Source organism: Streptomyces sp. ADI95-16 (genome assembly GCF_003721495.1).
GTDB classification, from domain to species: domain Bacteria; phylum Actinomycetota; class Actinomycetes; order Streptomycetales; family Streptomycetaceae; genus Streptomyces; species Streptomyces goshikiensis.
Genome location: NZ_CP033581.1, coordinates 4,053,921 through 4,071,290, shown reverse-complemented (window position 1 = coordinate 4,071,290; position 17,370 = coordinate 4,053,921). Strand labels below are relative to the sequence as shown.

The 17,370-nt window shown below is 73.2% G+C and carries 14 protein-coding genes and 3 tRNA genes; 9 read left to right on the top strand and 8 right to left on the bottom strand.

Going from position 1 to position 17,370, the window contains the following annotated elements; translation table 11 throughout:
• Window positions 1-86 precede the first annotated feature (86 nt).
• The 5 genes from EES41_RS17905 (at window position 87) to EES41_RS17885 (ending at window position 8,282) form a co-directional block, all read left to right on the top strand.
• Complete coding sequence (locus EES41_RS17905; RefSeq protein ID WP_123079463.1) at window positions 87-2,321, top strand: DNA polymerase III subunit gamma and tau; 2,235 nt, start codon at window positions 87-89, stop codon at window positions 2,319-2,321.
• Between the two features lie 60 nt (window positions 2,322-2,381).
• Window positions 2,382-3,635: a phosphoribosylamine--glycine ligase gene (gene purD / locus EES41_RS17900; protein WP_037797860.1), complete on the top strand. Its 1,254-nt coding sequence runs from the start codon at window positions 2,382-2,384 to the stop codon at window positions 3,633-3,635.
• A 305-nt stretch (window positions 3,636-3,940) separates the two neighbouring features.
• Complete coding sequence (locus tag EES41_RS17895; protein ID WP_123079462.1) at window positions 3,941-5,560, top strand: hypothetical protein; 1,620 nt, start codon at window positions 3,941-3,943, stop codon at window positions 5,558-5,560.
• Between the two features lie 251 nt (window positions 5,561-5,811).
• Window positions 5,812-7,293, top strand: a complete 1,482-nt coding sequence (locus EES41_RS17890; protein ID WP_123079461.1) for a N,N-dimethylformamidase beta subunit family domain-containing protein — start codon at window positions 5,812-5,814, stop codon at window positions 7,291-7,293.
• 86 nt (window positions 7,294-7,379) lie between these two features.
• Window positions 7,380-8,282, top strand: a complete 903-nt coding sequence (locus tag EES41_RS17885; RefSeq protein ID WP_123079460.1) for a phosphoribosylaminoimidazolesuccinocarboxamide synthase — start codon at window positions 7,380-7,382, stop codon at window positions 8,280-8,282.
• Between the two features lie 46 nt (window positions 8,283-8,328).
• On the opposite strand, the gene EES41_RS17880 is transcribed toward EES41_RS17885, so the two are convergent.
• The 8 genes from EES41_RS17880 to EES41_RS17845 all read right to left on the bottom strand — a co-directional run bounded on the left by EES41_RS17880 (window position 8,329) and on the right by EES41_RS17845 (window position 12,837).
• Window positions 8,329-8,401: transfer RNA gene (locus EES41_RS17880), tRNA-Gly, on the bottom strand.
• 24 nt (window positions 8,402-8,425) lie between these two features.
• Window positions 8,426-9,037 carry a response regulator transcription factor gene (locus EES41_RS17875; protein WP_123079459.1) on the bottom strand — a complete coding sequence of 204 codons (612 nt, stop codon included), beginning with the start codon at window positions 9,035-9,037 and terminating at the stop codon, window positions 8,426-8,428.
• On the bottom strand, window positions 9,034-10,269 hold the full coding sequence (locus tag EES41_RS17870) for a sensor histidine kinase (protein WP_123079458.1): 1,236 nt from the start codon (window positions 10,267-10,269) through the stop codon (window positions 9,034-9,036). Before EES41_RS17870 ends, EES41_RS17875 begins: the two co-directional genes overlap by 4 nt.
• Before the next feature lie 29 nt (window positions 10,270-10,298).
• The gene (locus tag EES41_RS17865) at window positions 10,299-11,078 is read right to left on the bottom strand and encodes an ABC transporter permease (protein ID WP_123079457.1); all 780 of its coding nucleotides are present in this window, start codon (window positions 11,076-11,078) and stop codon (window positions 10,299-10,301) included.
• Window positions 11,075-12,028: an ABC transporter ATP-binding protein gene (locus tag EES41_RS17860; RefSeq protein ID WP_123079456.1), complete on the bottom strand. Its 954-nt coding sequence runs from the start codon at window positions 12,026-12,028 to the stop codon at window positions 11,075-11,077. Before EES41_RS17860 ends, EES41_RS17865 begins: the two co-directional genes overlap by 4 nt.
• Window positions 12,029-12,184: 156 nt before the next feature.
• A tRNA-Gly gene (locus EES41_RS17855) sits at window positions 12,185-12,257 on the bottom strand.
• Window positions 12,258-12,337: 80 nt separating this feature from the next.
• A tRNA-Gly gene (locus tag EES41_RS17850) sits at window positions 12,338-12,409 on the bottom strand.
• A gap of 110 nt (window positions 12,410-12,519) precedes the next feature.
• On the bottom strand, window positions 12,520-12,837 hold the full coding sequence (locus tag EES41_RS17845; RefSeq protein ID WP_123079455.1) for an Lsr2 family protein: 318 nt from the start codon (window positions 12,835-12,837) through the stop codon (window positions 12,520-12,522).
• Window positions 12,838-13,182: 345 nt separating this feature from the next.
• On the opposite strand from EES41_RS17845, the gene purS reads away from it, so the two are divergent.
• From purS to EES41_RS17825, 4 genes are all read left to right on the top strand, one after another.
• Window positions 13,183-13,434, top strand: coding sequence for a phosphoribosylformylglycinamidine synthase subunit PurS (gene purS / locus EES41_RS17840; RefSeq protein WP_008740952.1), 252 nt, complete (start codon window positions 13,183-13,185; stop codon window positions 13,432-13,434).
• A 2-nt stretch (window positions 13,435-13,436) separates the two neighbouring features.
• A complete protein-coding gene (purQ, locus tag EES41_RS17835) occupies window positions 13,437-14,117 on the top strand; it encodes a phosphoribosylformylglycinamidine synthase subunit PurQ (protein ID WP_073774107.1) in 681 nt (226 codons plus the stop codon).
• Window positions 14,114-16,363 (top strand): phosphoribosylformylglycinamidine synthase subunit PurL, encoded by a 2,250-nt coding sequence (gene purL / locus EES41_RS17830; protein ID WP_123079454.1) that lies wholly within the window; start codon window positions 14,114-14,116, stop codon window positions 16,361-16,363. Before purQ ends, purL begins: the two co-directional genes overlap by 4 nt.
• 180 nt (window positions 16,364-16,543) lie before the next feature.
• Complete coding sequence (locus tag EES41_RS17825; protein WP_123079453.1) at window positions 16,544-17,326, top strand: maleylpyruvate isomerase family mycothiol-dependent enzyme; 783 nt, start codon at window positions 16,544-16,546, stop codon at window positions 17,324-17,326.
• Window positions 17,327-17,370 lie beyond the last annotated feature (44 nt).

Below are 17,370 nucleotides of genomic sequence, written 5' to 3'. Positions count from 1 at the left end.
TCCCAGGCGGTCCCCGGTGGTTCCCGGGTGGATCCCGTGGGGTCGGCGGGCCGCTGTTGTCGGTGGGCCCGGATAACCTCGTAGACGTGTCGTCCCTTGCGCTGTACCGCCGCTACCGCCCCGAGTCGTTCGCCGAGGTCATCGGGCAGGAGCATGTCACTGTCCCCCTGATGCAGGCCCTGCGGAACAACCGGGTCAATCACGCGTACCTGTTCAGCGGTCCGCGAGGCTGTGGCAAGACCACCAGCGCGCGGATCCTGGCCCGCTGCCTGAACTGTGAGCAAGGTCCCACGCCCACCCCCTGCGGCGAGTGCCAGTCCTGCCGGGACCTGGCGCGCAACGGCCCCGGCTCGATCGACGTCATCGAGATCGACGCCGCCTCGCACGGTGGTGTGGACGACGCCCGTGACCTGCGGGAGAAGGCCTTCTTCGGGCCCGCCTCCAGCCGCTACAAGATCTACATCATCGACGAGGCGCACATGGTCACCTCGGCGGGCTTCAACGCCCTGCTGAAGGTGGTCGAGGAGCCGCCGGAGCACCTCAAGTTCATCTTCGCCACGACGGAGCCGGAGAAGGTCATCGGGACCATCCGGTCCCGGACCCACCACTACCCCTTCCGCCTCGTACCGCCCGGCACCCTGCGCGAGTACCTCGGCGAGGTCTGCGGGCGCGAGGGCGCCACCGTCGAGGACGGCGTGCTGCCGCTCGTCGTGCGTGCGGGCGCCGGGTCGGTGCGTGACTCCATGTCCGTCATGGACCAGCTGCTGGCCGGCGCCGCCGACCAGGGTGTGACGTACGCCATGGCCACCTCCCTGCTGGGGTACACGGACGGGTCGTTGCTGGATTCGGTGATCGACGCCTTCGCCGCCGGGGACGGCGCCGCCGCGTTCGAGGTCGTCGACCGCGTCGTCGAGGGCGGCAACGACCCGCGCCGCTTCGTCGCCGACCTGCTGGAGCGGCTGCGCGACCTGGTCATCCTGGCCGCCGTGCCCGACGCCGGGGAGAAGGGGCTGATCGACGCCCCCGCCGATGTCGTGGAGCGGATGCAGGCCCAGGCGTCGGTCTTCGGGGCCGCCGAGCTCAGCCGCGCCGCCGACCTGGTCAACACCGGGCTCACCGAGATGCGCGGCGCGACCTCGCCCCGGCTGCAGCTGGAGCTGATCTGCGCCCGCGTGCTGCTGCCCGCCGCCTTCGATGACGAGCGGTCCTTCCAGGCGCGCCTCGACCGCCTGGAGCGCGGTGGCATGGCCGCCGCGGCCGCGCTGGCGGTCCCGCCCGCCGGCGCCCCCGCCATGGGCTACGTGCCCGGCCCCGAGGCGCACGGCATGGCGCCCGCCGGTCCCGGCGGCGGTGTCGCGGCCGCGCGCGCGGCCGTACGAGGAGGGGGGCCGGAGGAGTCGGCCCCGCCCGCCCCCGCTGCCGCCCCGGCGCCGGTGGCGCAGGCCCCCGCGCCCGCCGCCGCTCCCGCTCCCGCTCCCGTGGCGCCGGAGCCGGCCCCGGCCCCCGTGGCTCCGCCCGCCGCCGAAGCCCCGGCCCCCGCGCCGGGCGCCTGGCCCGGCGCCGCCAAGCCCGGCTCCGGGGCCCCCGGCGCCTGGCCGGGAGCCGCCGCAGCCGCCGCTCCCGCGGCCCCCGCCGCCGGTGCCTGGCCCAGCGCCACCGCGCCCGGTACGGCACCCGCCGCCCCGGCCCCGGCTCCCGCTCCGGCCGCCGCCCCCGCGGCCCCGGCTCCCGCCGCCCCGTCCCCCGGCATGGCCGCCGGCGCGGGCCAGGTGCAGGCGATGTGGCCCGGCGTGCTGGAGGCCGTCAAGAACCGGCGCCGCTTCACCTGGATCCTGCTCAGCCAGAACGCCCAGGTCACCGGCTTCGACGGGACGACCCTCCAGCTCGGCTTCCCCAACGTGGGCGCCCGCGACAACTTCGCGAGCAGCGGCAGCGAGGACGTCCTCAAGGCGGTCCTGGCCGAGCAGTTCCAGGTCAACTGGAAGATCGACGCCGTGGTCGGAGGCGGCGGTGGCGGCCAGCCCGCGCCCCAGGGTTCGTACGCGGGGCCGCCCGCGCCCGCCTACAACCCGCCGCCCGCCGCTCCCGCGGCCCCGGCCCGGCAGGATCCCGGCCCGCAGCAGTCCTCGTACCAGTCTTCGCAGCAGCAGTCCGCGCCCGCGCAGCAGCCTCCCGTACGGCAGGCGCCGCCGCCGGTCGCGCCCGAGGACGACGTGCCGGAAGAGGATGATCCGGATCTGGTCGAGAGCGCGCTGACCGGGCACGACCTCATCGTGAGGGAGCTCGGGGCGACCGTTGTAGAGGAATATACGAACGAGTAGGGCCGTCTCATTGGGTGGCCGCACGAAAGAGAATCCGGAGCGCGGGCTACGCTTCATGCCGTGAAGGTCCTCGTCATCGGCGGCGGCGCCCGCGAACACGCCCTGTGCCGCTCTCTGTCCCTCGACCCCGACGTCTCCGCGCTCTACTGCGCTCCCGGCAACGCCGGCATCGCCGAGGTGGCGGAGCTGTACCCGGTCGACGCCCTCGACGGCGCGGCCGTGGCCGCGCTCGCCACCGAACTCGGCGCCGGCCTGGTCGTCGTCGGCCCGGAGGCCCCGCTGGTCGCCGGCGTCGCCGACGCGGTCCGCGCGGCCGGCATCCCCGTCTTCGGCCCGTCCGCCGAGGCGGCCCTCCTGGAGGGGTCCAAGGCGTTCGCCAAGGACGTGATGGCCGCGGCCGGGGTCCCGACCGCGCGCAGCTACGTCTGCACCACCCCGGAAGAGGTGGACGAGGCCCTCGACGCCTTCGGCGCCCCGTACGTCGTCAAGGACGACGGCCTCGCCGCCGGCAAGGGCGTCGTGGTCACCGCGGACCTGGCCGCCGCCCGCGCGCACGCGCTCGGCTGCGACCGCGTCGTCATCGAGGAGTTCCTCGACGGCCCCGAGGTGTCCCTCTTCGCCATCACCGACGGCGTCACCGTGCTGCCGCTCCAGCCCGCGCAGGACTTCAAGCGCGCGCTCGACGGCGACGAGGGCCCCAACACCGGCGGCATGGGCGCCTACTCCCCGCTGCCCTGGGCGGACCCGAAGCTGGTCGACGAGGTCATGGCGAGCGTCCTGCAGCCGACGGTCGACGAGCTCCGCCGCCGCGGCACCCCCTTCTCCGGCCTGCTCTACGCCGGCCTCGCGATCACCTCGCGCGGCGTACGCGTCATCGAGTTCAACGCCCGCTTCGGCGACCCGGAGACCCAGGTCGTCCTGGCCCGGCTGCGCACCCCGCTCGCGAGCGTGCTGCTGGGCGCCGCCACCGGCACCCTGCACACCGAGCCCCCGCTCAACTGGCGCGAGGACGCGGCCGTCACGGTGGTCATCGCCTCGCACAACTACCCCGAGACCCCGCGCACCGGGGATCCGATCGAGGGCCTGGCCGAGGTGGCCGCCGAGGACGCCCCCGAGGCGTACGTGCTGCACGCCGGGACCCGCCGCGAGGGCGACGCCGTCGTCAGCGCGGGCGGCCGCGTGCTGTCGGTGACGGCGACCGGTTCCGATCTGGCGCAGGCCCGCGAGCGGGCGTATAAGGCCGTCGGCCGGATCCGGCTGGACGGCTCGCAGCACCGCACGGACATCGCCGCGAAGGCGGCAGAGGGCCGCTGACCCGCTGAACCGCCGGTTCGCGGACTCCCCGGACCCCGCGGGCCCGGTGCGCACACGGTGCGCCCGGGCCCGCGCGCATGCCCGCGTACGCCTGCCTCCGCTCGCGTTCGAACGCACCCAGCTTTACCCAAAGCCATTCCATCGGGTGATCGTCACCCGGTCTGCCTGACGGCCGCCCCGGCCCCAACTAGGGTGCGGCGCAAGCATTCCGGCACATGGCCCACCGGCATTGCGATGTCAGTGGCGGGTGTCACAGTGGGGGAGTGAGCAAAGCCGCCGCAGGGCAGAGGGGGTGAGGTCCGGCCGTGTCCGGAACCGGTTCGATCGTGGAAGTGGGCGCGCCGTCCGCGCGCTCCCGGGCCCTCGCCGTGCTGCGGGTCCGCAGCAGGGCGCTGGCCGTCCTCCTGCTGCCCGCCGCCCTCGCGGTGGTGCTCGTGGCCGCCCGTATGACGGACCGGCTCCTCGCCGACCCCTGGCCCGCCGTGACCCTCGTCGTCTGCGCGGTCGCCGCGCTGGTGCTGCTGGTCGGCGGGGCCTTCGCCGCCGTGGTGCTGCGGGCGAGCCCCGCCGTGACGCCGACGGTGCCGCTCTCGGAGACCGCCGCGCCCGACCTCTACCGGCTCGTACGGGACCTCGCCGACCGGATGGACGTGCCCGCGCCCTCCGCGATAGCCCTGACCCCGGACTGCGACAGCTGGCTGGAGGACCGTACGCACGCGGCGCACCGGCGCGGATCCGGGGGCGGCGGCATATCCGCCGGTCCCGAGACCGAGCCGGGCGCGGCCCCGGTGCTGGTGATCGGCTCCCCGTTCCTGTGGTGGATGCGGGTCGCGGAGCTGCGGGCGGTGCTCGCCCCGGTCGTCGCGGGTACGGGACCCTCCGCGCACCCGGACATAGCCGATGCGCGGGGCTTCCTGCGGGGGCTCGACGCCGCCGTGGACATCGGCGGCCGGCGCGGCGCGGGCTGGATCGCCCGGCCCGCGCGGCTGCTGCTGCGGCTGTGCCGGGAGGACGCCGCCGAGATGGAGCGCGGGGTGGCCGCGGCCGCCTCGGCGCGCGCACAGGGTGTGGACTACGCGCTGCGGATCCTGGCCCAGGAGCAGGTCGGGCTGGCCTACGCGGGCTGGGACCGGCTGCTGACCCGGGTGGCGCTGCCCGCCTGGCGGATGGGCCGGTGGCCGGCGCGGCTCGACGCGGGCGTGGTCTCCGCGCTGACCGAGCTGTCCCGGCGGGACCGGCTGGCCGACGGGTTCACCTCGCGGCTGGGTGAGCGGCCCGCCTGCGACCTGCTGGAGCAGCCCGGCGTGATCGACGAGGCGGCCTCGCTGCTGGCCGCGCGGCTGTTCCACGGCGGTCCGGCGGAGGCCGGGCCCGACTGGTCCCCGGTGGACTGGGCGGCGTATCCGGAAGAGGTCGTGGACCGCAAGTGGCGCACGGAGGCGTCCCGGCTGCACGCCGCCCTCGACGCGCTCGCCGTCCCGGCCGGTCCGGCCGCGGGCCCGGCGGGCCCCACGCTGGAGCGGGTGCTCGGCTATCTGACGGGCGCGGCCGGCGAGGGCGCGGCCGGGGAGGCGCTGGCCGGCCGGCTCAGCGGGGACCTGGCCCGGGAGGACCGCGCGGGCGGCCCCGGCACGGCCCGGGACGCGGAGGCGGTGCCGCTGGTCCCGTTGCAGGCGCCGCGCAGCGCGCGGGACCTGCTGGCCGACCACGTGACGGCGCTGGTGTGCTGCGCGGCCGTGGACTCGGCCGGTGCCGCGCCGGGACTGGACTGGCTGGACGGCCCGGTGCTGCTGATCTCCGGCGACCGGCGTTCCGATCTCGCGCCCCATGTGCTGTGCCTCGTCGAGGACGGCGATCCCGAACCCCTGCGGGGCTGGCTCGCGGAGGTGGGCGTACGCCCGGAGAAGCCGGTCCGGCTGGTGTGAACCCGCCGCGCACCGCCGTGCCCCGCCCGTGCCCCTCGTGGTCGGGCGGTGCCCTCCCGGCCCGGTGTGACGTGCTCCGCCGCCGGGTAGACCCACCCCCCGAACCTGTGCTCCCCCGTCGCAGGTACGGCCGGATATGGCGAACAGTGACGGAGTGCGTGCGTTATGTGATGTGCTGGGACCGCTCGCGACAAGACTCGTGGGCGCGGCCACAGGCTGTGGCGTCCGGGGGAGTGAGGGAGGGGAACGGTATGGGTGCTGACCCGATCCGGCGGTGGGAGTCAGGTGCGCTCGCGCACGCGGTGAACGACCCCTTCGGCCAGGGCCCCCTGCCCTGGTTCCGGGGCAGCGAGCTCTACTTCGACGACACCGGCCATGTCGTCCCCTGGTACGTGGACCCCGCGGCGGCCGGCGCGGGCCAGGTTCCCCGCGCCCGCGGTGCGGGCGGCCCCCGTACGGCAGACGACGTGCACCGCCAGATCAAAGGTTTCGCCTCCACCGGCGCGGTCGCCCCGGGCGAGGCCATCGACTTCCACATCACCGTCGATCCGCCCCAGCAGTTCTCCGTGGACGTCTACCGCATCGGCCACTACGGCGGCGACGGCGCCTCGAAGATCACCACCAGCCCGCGGCTCTCCGGCATCGTCCAGCCCGCCCCCCTCACGGCCGACCGCACCGTCTCCTGCCACCACTGGTGGCTCTCCTGGCGGCTCCAGGTCCCCTCGTACTGGAACCTCGGCGCGTACGTCGCGGTCCTCACCACCGCCGACGGCTACCGCTCCCACATCCCGTTCACGGTCCGGGACGACCACCCGGCCGATCTGCTGCTCCTGCTGCCCGACATCACCTGGCAGGCCTACAACCTCTATCCCGAGGACGGCCGGACCGGGGCCAGCCTCTACCACGCCTGGGACGAGGACGGCCGACTCCTCGGCGAGGCGGACGCGGCCGTCACCATCTCCTTCGACCGCCCCTACGCGGGCGCCGGCCTTCCGCTGCACGTGGGCCACGCCTACGACTTCATCCGCTGGGCCGAGCGCTACGGCTACGACCTCGCCTACGCCGACACCCGCGACCTGCACGCCGGCCGCGTCGACCCCACCCGCTACCGCGGCCTGGTCTTCCCCGGCCACGACGAGTACTGGTCGGCCCCGATGCGCCGCACCGCCGAGCGCGCCCGCGACCACGGCACCTCGCTCGTCTTCCTCTCCGCGAACACCATGTACTGGCAGGTCGAGCTGGCGCCCTCCCCCTCCGGAGTGCCCGACCGGCTCCTCACCTGCCGAAAACGCCGGGGCCCCGGCCGTCCCTGCCTGTGGCGCGAGGTCGACCGCCCGGAGCAGCAACTGCTCGGCATCCAGTACGCGGGCCGGGTCCCCGAGCCCGCGCCGATGATCGTGCGCAACGCCACGCACTGGCTCTGGGACTCCACCGGCGCCGCCGAGAACGACGAACTCGACGGTCTGGTCGCGGGCGAGGCCGACCGCTACTTCCCGCGCACCCAGCTCCCCGAGCACCGGGACCGGATCCTGCTCGCGCACTCCCCGTACCTCGACGGCGAGGGGCACAAGCGCCACCAGGAGACCTCCCTCTACCGGGCGCCCAGCGGGGCCCTGGTCTTCGCCTCCGGCACCTTCGCCTGGTCCCCCGCGCTCGACCGGCCCGGGCACGTCGACGAGCGGGTCCAGCGCGCCACGGCCAACCTCCTCGACCGGATCTGCAAGCGCGACTGAGGTCCGGCCGGGCACCCCCTGGGGAGCGCGCGGGCCCGAGTACGGGAGAATGGGACCGCGCTCGTACAGAACCACAGGGAGACCCCGTGTCCGGATTCGTCGAAAAGCCCGAGCCGGTTCAGGTGCCCGGCCTCGTCCACCTCCACACCGGCAAGGTCCGCGACCTCTACCGCGACCAGGACGGCAACCTCGTCATGGTCGCCAGCGACCGGATGTCCGCCTTCGACTGGGTGCTCCCCACCGAGATCCCGGACAAGGGCCGCGTCCTCACCCAGCTCTCCCTCTGGTGGTTCGACCAGCTCCGGGACCTCGTACCGAACCACGTCATCAGCACCGAACTGCCCGCCGGCGCCCCCGCCGACTGGGCCGGCCGCACGCTGATCTGCACGAGCCTCGACATGGTCCCCGTCGAGTGCGTGGCCCGCGGCTACCTCACCGGCTCGGGCCTCGTCGAGTACGACCAGACCCGCACCGTCTGCGGACTCGCCCTCCCCGAGGGCCTCGTGAACGGCTCCGAGCTGCCCGCGCCGATCTTCACCCCGGCCGCCAAGGCCGAGGTCGGCGAGCACGACGAGAACGTCTCCTACGAGGAGGTCGCGCGCACCACCGGCGCCGAGACGGCGGCGCTGCTGCGCCAGACCACGCTCGCCGTGTACGGCCGCGCCCGGGACATCGCCCGCGAGCGCGGGATCATCCTGGCCGACACCAAGTTCGAGTTCGGCTTCGACAAGGACGGCGCCCTCGTCGCCGGCGACGAGGTGCTGACCCCGGACTCCTCGCGCTTCTGGCCGGCCGACCAGTGGGAGCCGGGCCGCGCCCAGCCCTCGTACGACAAGCAGTTCGTCCGCGACTGGCTGGCCTCCCCGGCCTCCGGCTGGGACCGCAAGGGCGAGCTCCCGCCGCCGGCCCTCCCGCAGGAGGTCGTCGAGCAGACCCGCGCCAAGTACGTCGAGGCGTACGAGCGGCTCACCGGCCTGGCCTGGTCCTGAGACACGAAGAAGCCCCCGGTCGAGGACCGGGGGCTTCTTCGTTCTGAGCGGACAACGCGACTCGAACGCGCGACATCCACCTTGGCAAGGTGGTGCTCTACCAACTGAGCTATGTCCGCAGGTGCGCCGTAGCGCGGGACCTACTATACCCAACCTCGCTCCCGTGCGAGACGCACTGCCGTGTGCCGGTTCTCCGCGCCCAGCTTCGAGGCCGCCGAGGACAGGTAGTTGCGCACCGTCCCCTGCGACAGCGAGGCCCGCTCGGCGATCTCCGCGATCGGTGCCCCGTCCCCCGCCAGTTCCAGTACCTCCGCCTCGCGCGCGGTCAGCGGGGAATCCCCCGCACTGATCGCGTCGGCCGCCAACTCCGGGTCCACGTAACGCCCTCCGGCGTGCACGGTCCGGATCAGCTCGGCCAGCCGCTGCGCCGACACCGTCTTCGGGGCGAAGGCCCGCACCCCCGCCGCGAGGGCCCGCTTCAGGTGCCCGGGACGGCCGTGACTCGTCACGATCATGGTTCTGATGCCGGGGAGTTCGGCCCGCAGCGCTGTGGCGACACTCACACCGTCCGCCCCCGGCATCTGCAGGTCCAGCACCGCCACGTCCGGCCGGTGCGCCCGCGCCATCGCGAGGGCCTCCGGCCCGGAAGCCGCCTCGGCGACGACCAGGAGGTCGTCCTCCAGGCCCAGCAGAGCGGCCAGCGCACCCCGGATCAGGTGCTCGTCATCGGCCAGAAGTACGCGTACGGGGTTCACGCCCGCACCTCCACTCGTCTCGGTCCTCGGCCCGGGACCTCCGCCAGCAGCCGGAACCGGCCACCGTCCACGGGCCCCGCCCGCAGGGTGCCGTCCACCACCGCGAGCCGCTCCCGCAGCCCCGCGAGCCCCGATCCCGGCGGCCCGGCCGGCGCCTCGGGCGCCCCGTCGTTCTCCACCAGCAGGGTCAGCGCGCCCTCGTCGTCCGCCGTCAGCCGGATCAGGCAGGTGCGCGCGTCCCCGTGCCGCAGGACGTTCGTGGTCGCCTCCCGCACCACCCAGCCGAGCGCCGACTGCACTTCGGCGGGCAGCGCCCGGCCGGCCTCGAACTCGACCAGGCAGTCCATCCCGGCGGCGCTCAGCACCCCGCGCGCGCCCTCCAGCTCCACGGCCAGGTCCGCCTCGCGGTAGCCGCGCACCACGTCCCGCACCTCGCGCTGCGACTCCCGCGCGATCCGCTGCACCTCGATCATCTGGTCCACCGCCTCCGGGCGTTCGCGCCGGGCCAGCTGCACCGCCAGCTCGCTCTTGAGCGCGATCACCGCGAGGTTGCGGCCCATCACGTCGTGCAGGTCCCGCCCGAAGCGCAGCCGCTCCTCGGCCACCGCCAGCTGCGCCTGGAGCTCCCGGGCGTGGTCGAGCTCGTGGACGGTCTTCAGCAGCCACCCGGAGAACCCGTAGGCCAGGCTCATGAACTGGCCGGTCAGCAGCACCGCGACCGCGTATCCGCAGGCCTCGCCCACCCCCACGCCCAGCGCGAGCACCGTCAGCGCCGTCCCGACGGCCCAGGCCGGGGCGACGCACCACTTGTGCCCCAGCCGCTTCACGCACAGCACCAGCGAGCCGGTGGCGAAGCAGGTCATGCCCGTCACGATCGACGCGACCACCACTCCCTGCAGCGTCCCGGCGCCGCGCAGCGCGATCAGGACCAGGCAGGAGGCCGCCGTCAGGGCCACCACCGTCACCGCGAGCCGCACCGGCCGCTCACGGCGGCCCACGATCCAGTCCAGCGCGCGGGAGGTCTGGAACGCGACCACCACGGCGTGCACGGACACCAGCAGCAGGACCGCGATCGCGATCCCCGGCGGGGTCTCCTTGGACGCCGCGCCCAGCCCGCTCAGCCCGAACGAGAAGATCTCGATGAGCACGAAGAAGTGGAAGGACCAGCGCGTGTACAGCTCGACCTTCCCCGCGCTGCCGCGGTTCTTCCACCACCCGGTCAGCTTCGGCACGGCCCGTCCCCCGAGTTCGTTCTTCGTTCCTAGCGGCGCGGTTCCCAGCGGAACCACGTCCGGACAGCAAACACCGTGATCATGATCCAGGCCAGCGTGGTGAGCCCCGCCCGCAGCAGGTCCCCGGTCCCGGCGCCGCCGGTCCAGCCGGCCCGCACCAGGGCCATCACACCGCTCAGCGGCAGCAGTTCGCACACCGCGGCCAGTTTCCCCGGCAGCGAATCCGGCGGCAGGAACAGTCCGGAGCCGAGCGCCGTCACCAGGAACAGCGGCAGCGTGGTGATGCCCGCGCTCTCCACGTTGCGGGTGAAGGAGCTGGTCAGCGCCGAGGCCCCGGCCAGCAGCACGACGGCGCCGAGCACCGCCGCGGCCAGCAGCAGCGGCTCGCGCGGCATCCGCGCGTCCAGGGCGGCCGCCCCGGCCACCGCGAGGACGAGGACCTGCCCGACGGCGAGGGCGGCGGCGGGCAGCGCGGTCCCGGCCAGGATCTCCAGGTCCCGCGCCTCGCCGGTGCGCAGCCGCTTGAGGACGAGCTCCTCGCGCCGGGCCACGTAGGCGGAGACCAGGCTCATGTAGACGACGAGGATCAGCACCATGCCGATGCCGCCGGTCAAGGTGGCCTCGCCGAGGGCCGCCCGGCCCTCGCCGCCGACGCCGTCCACGCCGCTCAGGGTCGAGCGCAGGATGAACACCATCAGCAGCGGCATCACCAGCGCCACGGACAGCGCGCCCCGGTTGCGCACCAGCAGGGTGAGCTCGGAGCGGCCCAGCGCGGCGAGCCGGCCGGGGTTCAGGGCCGGTGCGTTCATCGGGCTCCCGCCATCGGGCCGGTACGGCCGAGGGGGCCCCGGCGGTTCTCCGCGATCTCCAGGAAGGCCTCTTCCAGGGAGGCGGCGCGGGCGTCGAGCCCGGCCAGTTCGACCCCGGACTCCCCGGCCCAGCGCAGCAGCGTCCCGAGGTCGGCCTGGAGCCGTTCGGTACGGATCTCCACCCGCCGCCCCTCGGCCGCCGCGCACAGCGCCAGCGGGAGCCGGGCCGCGGGCACCCCCTGCGGCAGCGTGAAGCGGATCCGGGCGGGCCGTGCCCCGGTCACCTCGGCCGGGGTGCCGGTCAGGACCAGCTCGCCCTCGTGGAGGATCGCCAGCCGGTCGGCGAGTTCCTCCGCCTCCTCCAGGTAGTGCGTGGTCAGCAGCACCGTGGTGCCCCGCGCCCGCAGCTCCCGTACCAACGCCCAGGTGTCGCGGCGGCCTTCCGGGTCCATTCCGGTGGTGGGCTCGTCGAGGAACAGCACCTCGGGCCGCCCCAGCAGGGCCAGCGCCAGGTCCAGGCGCCGCCGCTCACCGCCGGACAGCTGCTTGACGCGTACGGAGGACCGCGCGGCCAGGCCGACCAGTTCCAGCACCTCCGCCGCCGGGCGGGCGCCGGAGGTGACCCCGCCCCACATGCCGACGGTCTCGGCGACCGACAGGTCGGAGGGGAACCCGCCCTCCTGGAGCATCACCCCGGTGCGCGGGCGGACCCTGGCGCGCTGTCTGTACGGGTCGAGCCCGAAGACGCGCACCTGGCCGCCGCTGGGCGCGGCCAGCCCCTCCAGGAGCTCGACGGTGGAGGTCTTGCCCGCTCCGTTGGTGCCGAGCAGCGCGAAGACCTCGCCGCGCTCCACGGAGAAGGAGACGCCTCGGACGGCTTCGAACCCCCCGGCGTAGCCGCGGCGCAGTCCCTCGGCCCGGATCACCGTCCGGCGGTCGCTGTCAGTCATGGCTCAAGCCTCGCGGCGGCCCCGTGACGGCGGCAGTGCGCGCTGTCACGGCCCCCGATGACATTTGTCATCGGGGTTCCCCGAATATGTGATCTGCGGCATACGGCGGCGCATACGACAAAGGCCCCGATCAATGATCGGGGCCTTTGTCTTCTGAGCGGACGACGCGACTCGAACGCGCGACATCCACCTTGGCAAGGTGGTGCTCTACCAACTGAGCTACGTCCGCATGCTTGCGGCGACACGAATGTCGCTGCGATGCGTGCATCACTCTACCTGATCCACAACCGTGGTCCGTAAAGCGTGCAGAGCGGGTGACAGGGATCGCACACTGCGCCTTCCCCCTGGAAGGAGGATGTTCTGCTACTGAACTACACCCGCACGACCTTTGGGGCTTTGACCTGCGGCCTCGCCCCTCGGCGTGATCCACACACTAGCGGATCAGAGGGGGTGGATGGCAAATCCGGGGTCGGCCCCGCCCCGGGGGCGGCTCAGTGGGCCTCGTTGTAGGCCTCGTAGACCCGCTTCGGGATGCGCCCGCGCGGCGGCACGTCGAGCTGGTTGGACCGGGCCCAGGCGCGGACGACGGCCGGGTCCGGCGCGATCGCGGTGTGCTTGAAGGCCTTCCCCGAGCGCGACTGGCGGCGGCCGGCGGCCACGAAGGGGGCCAGGTTCTTCCGCAGTTTCTTTGCGTTGGCCTCATTGAGGTCGATCTCGTACGACTTACCGTCCAGAGCGAACACGACCGTTTCCGTCGCGTCTCCGCCGTCGATGTCGTCGGAGATCGTGACTACTACGCGCTGCGCCACGGATATCGGTCCCTTCGTGCGACCTCGCGCCACGTGCTGACGTGCGGTGATGTCGACTGTGTGGATGTTTCGGAGCAATGCGACTTTCGCCGCCCGTTGTGAAGCGGCAAAACCCGCGGTGCCGAGGGATTCCTTTGTACCGTGATTCCCTTTGAATTGCGAAGCCCAGTTAATTGTCTCCGCGTGTCCCGCCGCAATCCCGGGGGCGTGGTTTTCCGGTGGATTTTGCGAAGCGTTGGTGAAGCCGAAACCGCCCGGGGATCAAGGTGAACGCATATCTACCCGCGTAGAAATTTCGGCCGGGTACGCTGATGGAACCGCCTTCGCACCAACCACCCAACGGGAGTGCCAGTGGCACGCGTCGTAGTCGACGTCATGCTCAAGCCGGAGATCCTCGACCCTCAGGGCCAGGCGGTGCAGCGTGCACTGCCGCGCCTGGGCTTCGAGGGGATCGCCGACGTCCGCCAGGGGAAGCGCTTCGAACTGGAGGTGGAGGGACCGGTCGACCAGGCCGCCCTCGACCGCATCCACAAGATGGCCGAAACGTTCCTCGCCAACACCGTCATCGAAGACTTCACCGTGAAGGTCGAGGCCTGACGGTGACCACTCGCATCGGAGTCGTCACGTTCCCCGGAACGCTCGACGACCGTGACTCGCTGCGCGCCGTCCGCCTCGCGGGGGCCGAGCCGGTCTCGCTGTGGCACCGCGACAAGGACCTGCACCAGGTCGACGCGGTCGTCCTCGCGGGCGGCTTCTCCTACGGGGACTACCTGCGCGCCGGAGCCATCTCCCGCTTCTCGCCGGTGATGGAGACCATCATCGAGCAGGCCAAGGGCGGCATGCCCGTCCTCGGCATCTGCAACGGCTTCCAGGTCCTCACCGAGGCGCACCTGCTGCCGGGGGCGATGCTCCGGAACAACCACCTGCACTTCATCTGCCGCGACCAGAAGCTGCGGGTGGAGAACGCGGAGACCGCGTGGACCGGTGACTACACCGCCGGCCAGGAGATCTCCGTACCGCTCAAGAACATGGACGGCCGCTACGTCGCCGACGAGCGTGTGCTCGACGAACTGGAGGCCGAAGGCCGAGTGGCCTTCCGGTACGTCGACATGAACCCGAACGGGTCGCTCCGCGACATCGCCGGCATCACCAACGCCGCCGGCAACGTCGTCGGCCTGATGCCGCACCCCGAGCACGCGGTCGAGCCGCTGATCGGGACGGGCCGCACCGACGGCCTCCCGTTCTTCACGTCGGTCCTGAAGAAGCTGGTCTCCGCATGAGCCTCGACACGGTCAAGAACGCCACCGAAACCCCGGACGCCTCCCAGCCCTGGAAGGAACTCGGCCTCAAGGAGGACGAGTACGCCCGGATCCGCGAGATCCTCGGCCGCCGCCCGACCGGCGCCGAGCTCGCCATGTACTCCGTCATGTGGTCCGAGCACTGCTCCTACAAGAGCAGCAAGGTCCACCTGAAGCAGTTCGGCGAGAAGGCCCCCGAGAACACGGCCATGCTCGTCGGCATCGGCGAGAACGCCGGCGTCGTCGACGTCGGCCAGGGGTACGCGGTCACCTTCAAGGTGGAGTCGCACAACCACCCCTCGTACATCGAGCCCTACCAGGGCGCGGCCACCGGCATCGGCGGCATCGTCCGCGACATCCTCGCCATGGGCGCCCGCCCGGTCGCCGTCGTGGACCCGCTGCGCTTCGGCGCGGCCGACCACCCCGACACCAAGCGCGTCCTGCCGGGCGTGGTCGCGGGCATCGGCGGCTACGGCAACTGCCTGGGCCTGCCGAACATCGGCGGCGAGGTCGTCTTCGACGCCTGCTACCAGGGCAACCCGCTCGTCAACGCCGGCTGCATCGGCGTGATGAAGCACGAGGACATCCACCTGGCCAAGGCCTCCGGCCCCGGCAACAAGGTCATCCTCTACGGCGCCCGCACGGGCGGCGACGGCATCGGCGGCGTGTCCGTGCTGGCCTCGGAGACGTTCGACGACTCCAAGCCGACCAAGCGCCCCGCCGTCCAGGTCGGCGACCCCTTCCAGGAGAAGCTCCTCATCGAGTGCACCCTGGAGATCTTCAAGGAGAAGCTGGTCGCGGGCATCCAGGACCTCGGCGGCGCCGGGCTCTCCTGCGCCACGAGCGAGCTGGCCTCCGCCGGTTCCGGCGGCATGCGCGTCGAGCTGGACACCGTGCCGCTGCGCGACGCGACCCTCTCGCCCGAGGAAATCCTCATGAGCGAGTCGCAGGAACGCATGTGCGCGATCGTCGAGCCGCAGCACGTCGACCGCTTCATGGAGATCTGCGAGAAGTGGGACGTCATCGCCACCGTCATCGGTGAGGTGACCGAGGGCGAGCGCCTGGAGATCTTCTGGCACGGCGAGCAGATCGTGGACGTGCCGCCCGGCACCGTCGCCCACGAGGGTCCCGTCTACAACCGCCCGTACGCCCGCCCCGAGTGGCAGGACGCCCTCCAGGCCGACGACGCGGGCGAGCTGCCCCGCCCGCAGACCTCCGAGGAGCTCCGCGCGCAGGTCCTGGCGCTGGTCTCCTCCCCGAACCAGGCCTCGAAGTCCTGGGTCACCGACCAGTACGACCGCTTCGTCCAGGGCAACACGGTGCTGTCGCAGCCCGAGGACGCCGGCATGGTCCGCATCGACGAGGACACCAACCTCGGCGTGGCCATGGCGACGGACGGCAACGGCCGCTTCGCGAAGCTCGACCCGTACACGGGCGCGCAGCTCGCGCTGGCCGAGGCGTACCGCAACGTCGCCGCGACCGGCGCCAAGCCGCTCGCGATCTCCGACTGCCTGAACTTCGGCTCGCCCGAGGACCCGGGCGTCATGTGGCAGTTCGCCGAGGCCACCCGCGGTCTCGCGGACGGCTGCCTGGAGCTGGGCACCCCGGTGACCGGCGGCAACGTCTCCCTGTACAACCAGACCGGTGACATCGCGATCCACCCGACCCCGGTCGTGGCGGTCCTCGGTGTGATCGACGACGTCAACCGCCGTACGCCGATGGCGTTCGCGGAGGCCGGCCAGCTGCTGTACCTGCTGGGCGACACGGCCGCGGAGTTCGGTGGCTCGGCCTGGTCGCAGGTCGTCCACGACCACCTCGGCGGTATGCCCCCGAAGGTGGACCTGGGCCGGGAGAAGCTGCTCGGCGAGATCCTGATCTCGGGCTCCCGCGACGGCATGATCGACGCCGCGCACGACCTCTCGGACGGCGGCGTCATCCAGGCGCTGACCGAGTCCTGCCTGCGCGGCGGCAACGGCGCGCGGATCGTGGTGCCGGAGGGTCTGGACGCGTTCACCTTCCTGTTCTCCGAGTCGGCGGGCCGGGCCATCGTGTCCGTACCGCGCAGCGAGGAGCTCCGCTTCACCGACATGTGCGGTGCGCGGGGCCTGCCGGCCACCCGCATCGGCGTGGTGGACGGCGAGGAGATCGAGATCCAGGGCGAGTTCACGCTCCCGCTGGCCGAGCTCCGCGAGGCCCACGAGGCGACGATCCCGGCGCTGCTGGCCTGAGCCCCGGCGACGGCCGACGAAGCCGGACCGAAGCCCCGCACGGACCGCCGTGCGGGGCTTCGGCGTTCCCGTCCGCGGGCCAGGCGCCACTTTGACGACAGGACCTAGTGCTGTGACGGCACTGGCGAGCAGCCGCGGCGGTGGCTGCGGGGGCGGCGACTGATCGGGCAGACTCCCGGCATGGCACCCAAGACCCGCAGGTACGACGCCGCGAAGATCAGGGCGGCCGTGACGGCGCAGTTCGGCCATGTCGCCGACGCCGTCGCGGAGCTGACCCCCGGGCAGCTGGCGCGGCCCAGCGGACTCGGGGACTGGACCGTGGGCGATCTGGCCGCTCACATCGCGTGGATCGCGGACTCGCTGGGCGCCGGTCTGGAACGGCCGCCCGCCGCGGTCGCCGAGCTGTCGGTCACCGAATGGCCCTCCGCCACCGCCTCCCTCGCCGGGCGGATCGCCGAGGCGGCCAAGGAGACCCTGGACGCCGGACCGCTGCCCGAGCTGTTCGCGCGGGCCGGCGAACGGCTGGCGGCCGGGCTCGCCGCGAACCGGGGCGACCGGGTGCTGAGCCTGTGGATCGGGGCCATGACGCTGGCCGACTTCATGGTCACCCGGGCCGTGGAACTGGTGGTGCACACCGACGACCTGAACCGGGCCGCGGGCCTGGACATCCCGATCGAGCGGCAGGCCCTCGCCGCCTGCACCCGGCTGCTCGCCGACGCGCTCGCGGTCAGCGCGCCGGGCGCCTCGGTGGAGGTGCGGGTCCCGCCGTTCGCGGTGGTCCAGTGCGTGGCGGGGCCCCGGCACACCCGCGGCACCCCGCCGAACGTGGTGGAGACCGACCCGCTGACCTGGATCCGGCTCGCGACGGGCCGTACGGGCTGGGCCGAGGCGGTGTCCGCGGCGCGGGTCAGCGCCAGCGGGGAGCGGGCGGACCTGTCGGCGCACCTCCCCCTGCTGGGCTGACCGGCCCCGGACGGCCGAGCGGGCGGAACCGGCGCGGCCGGGCA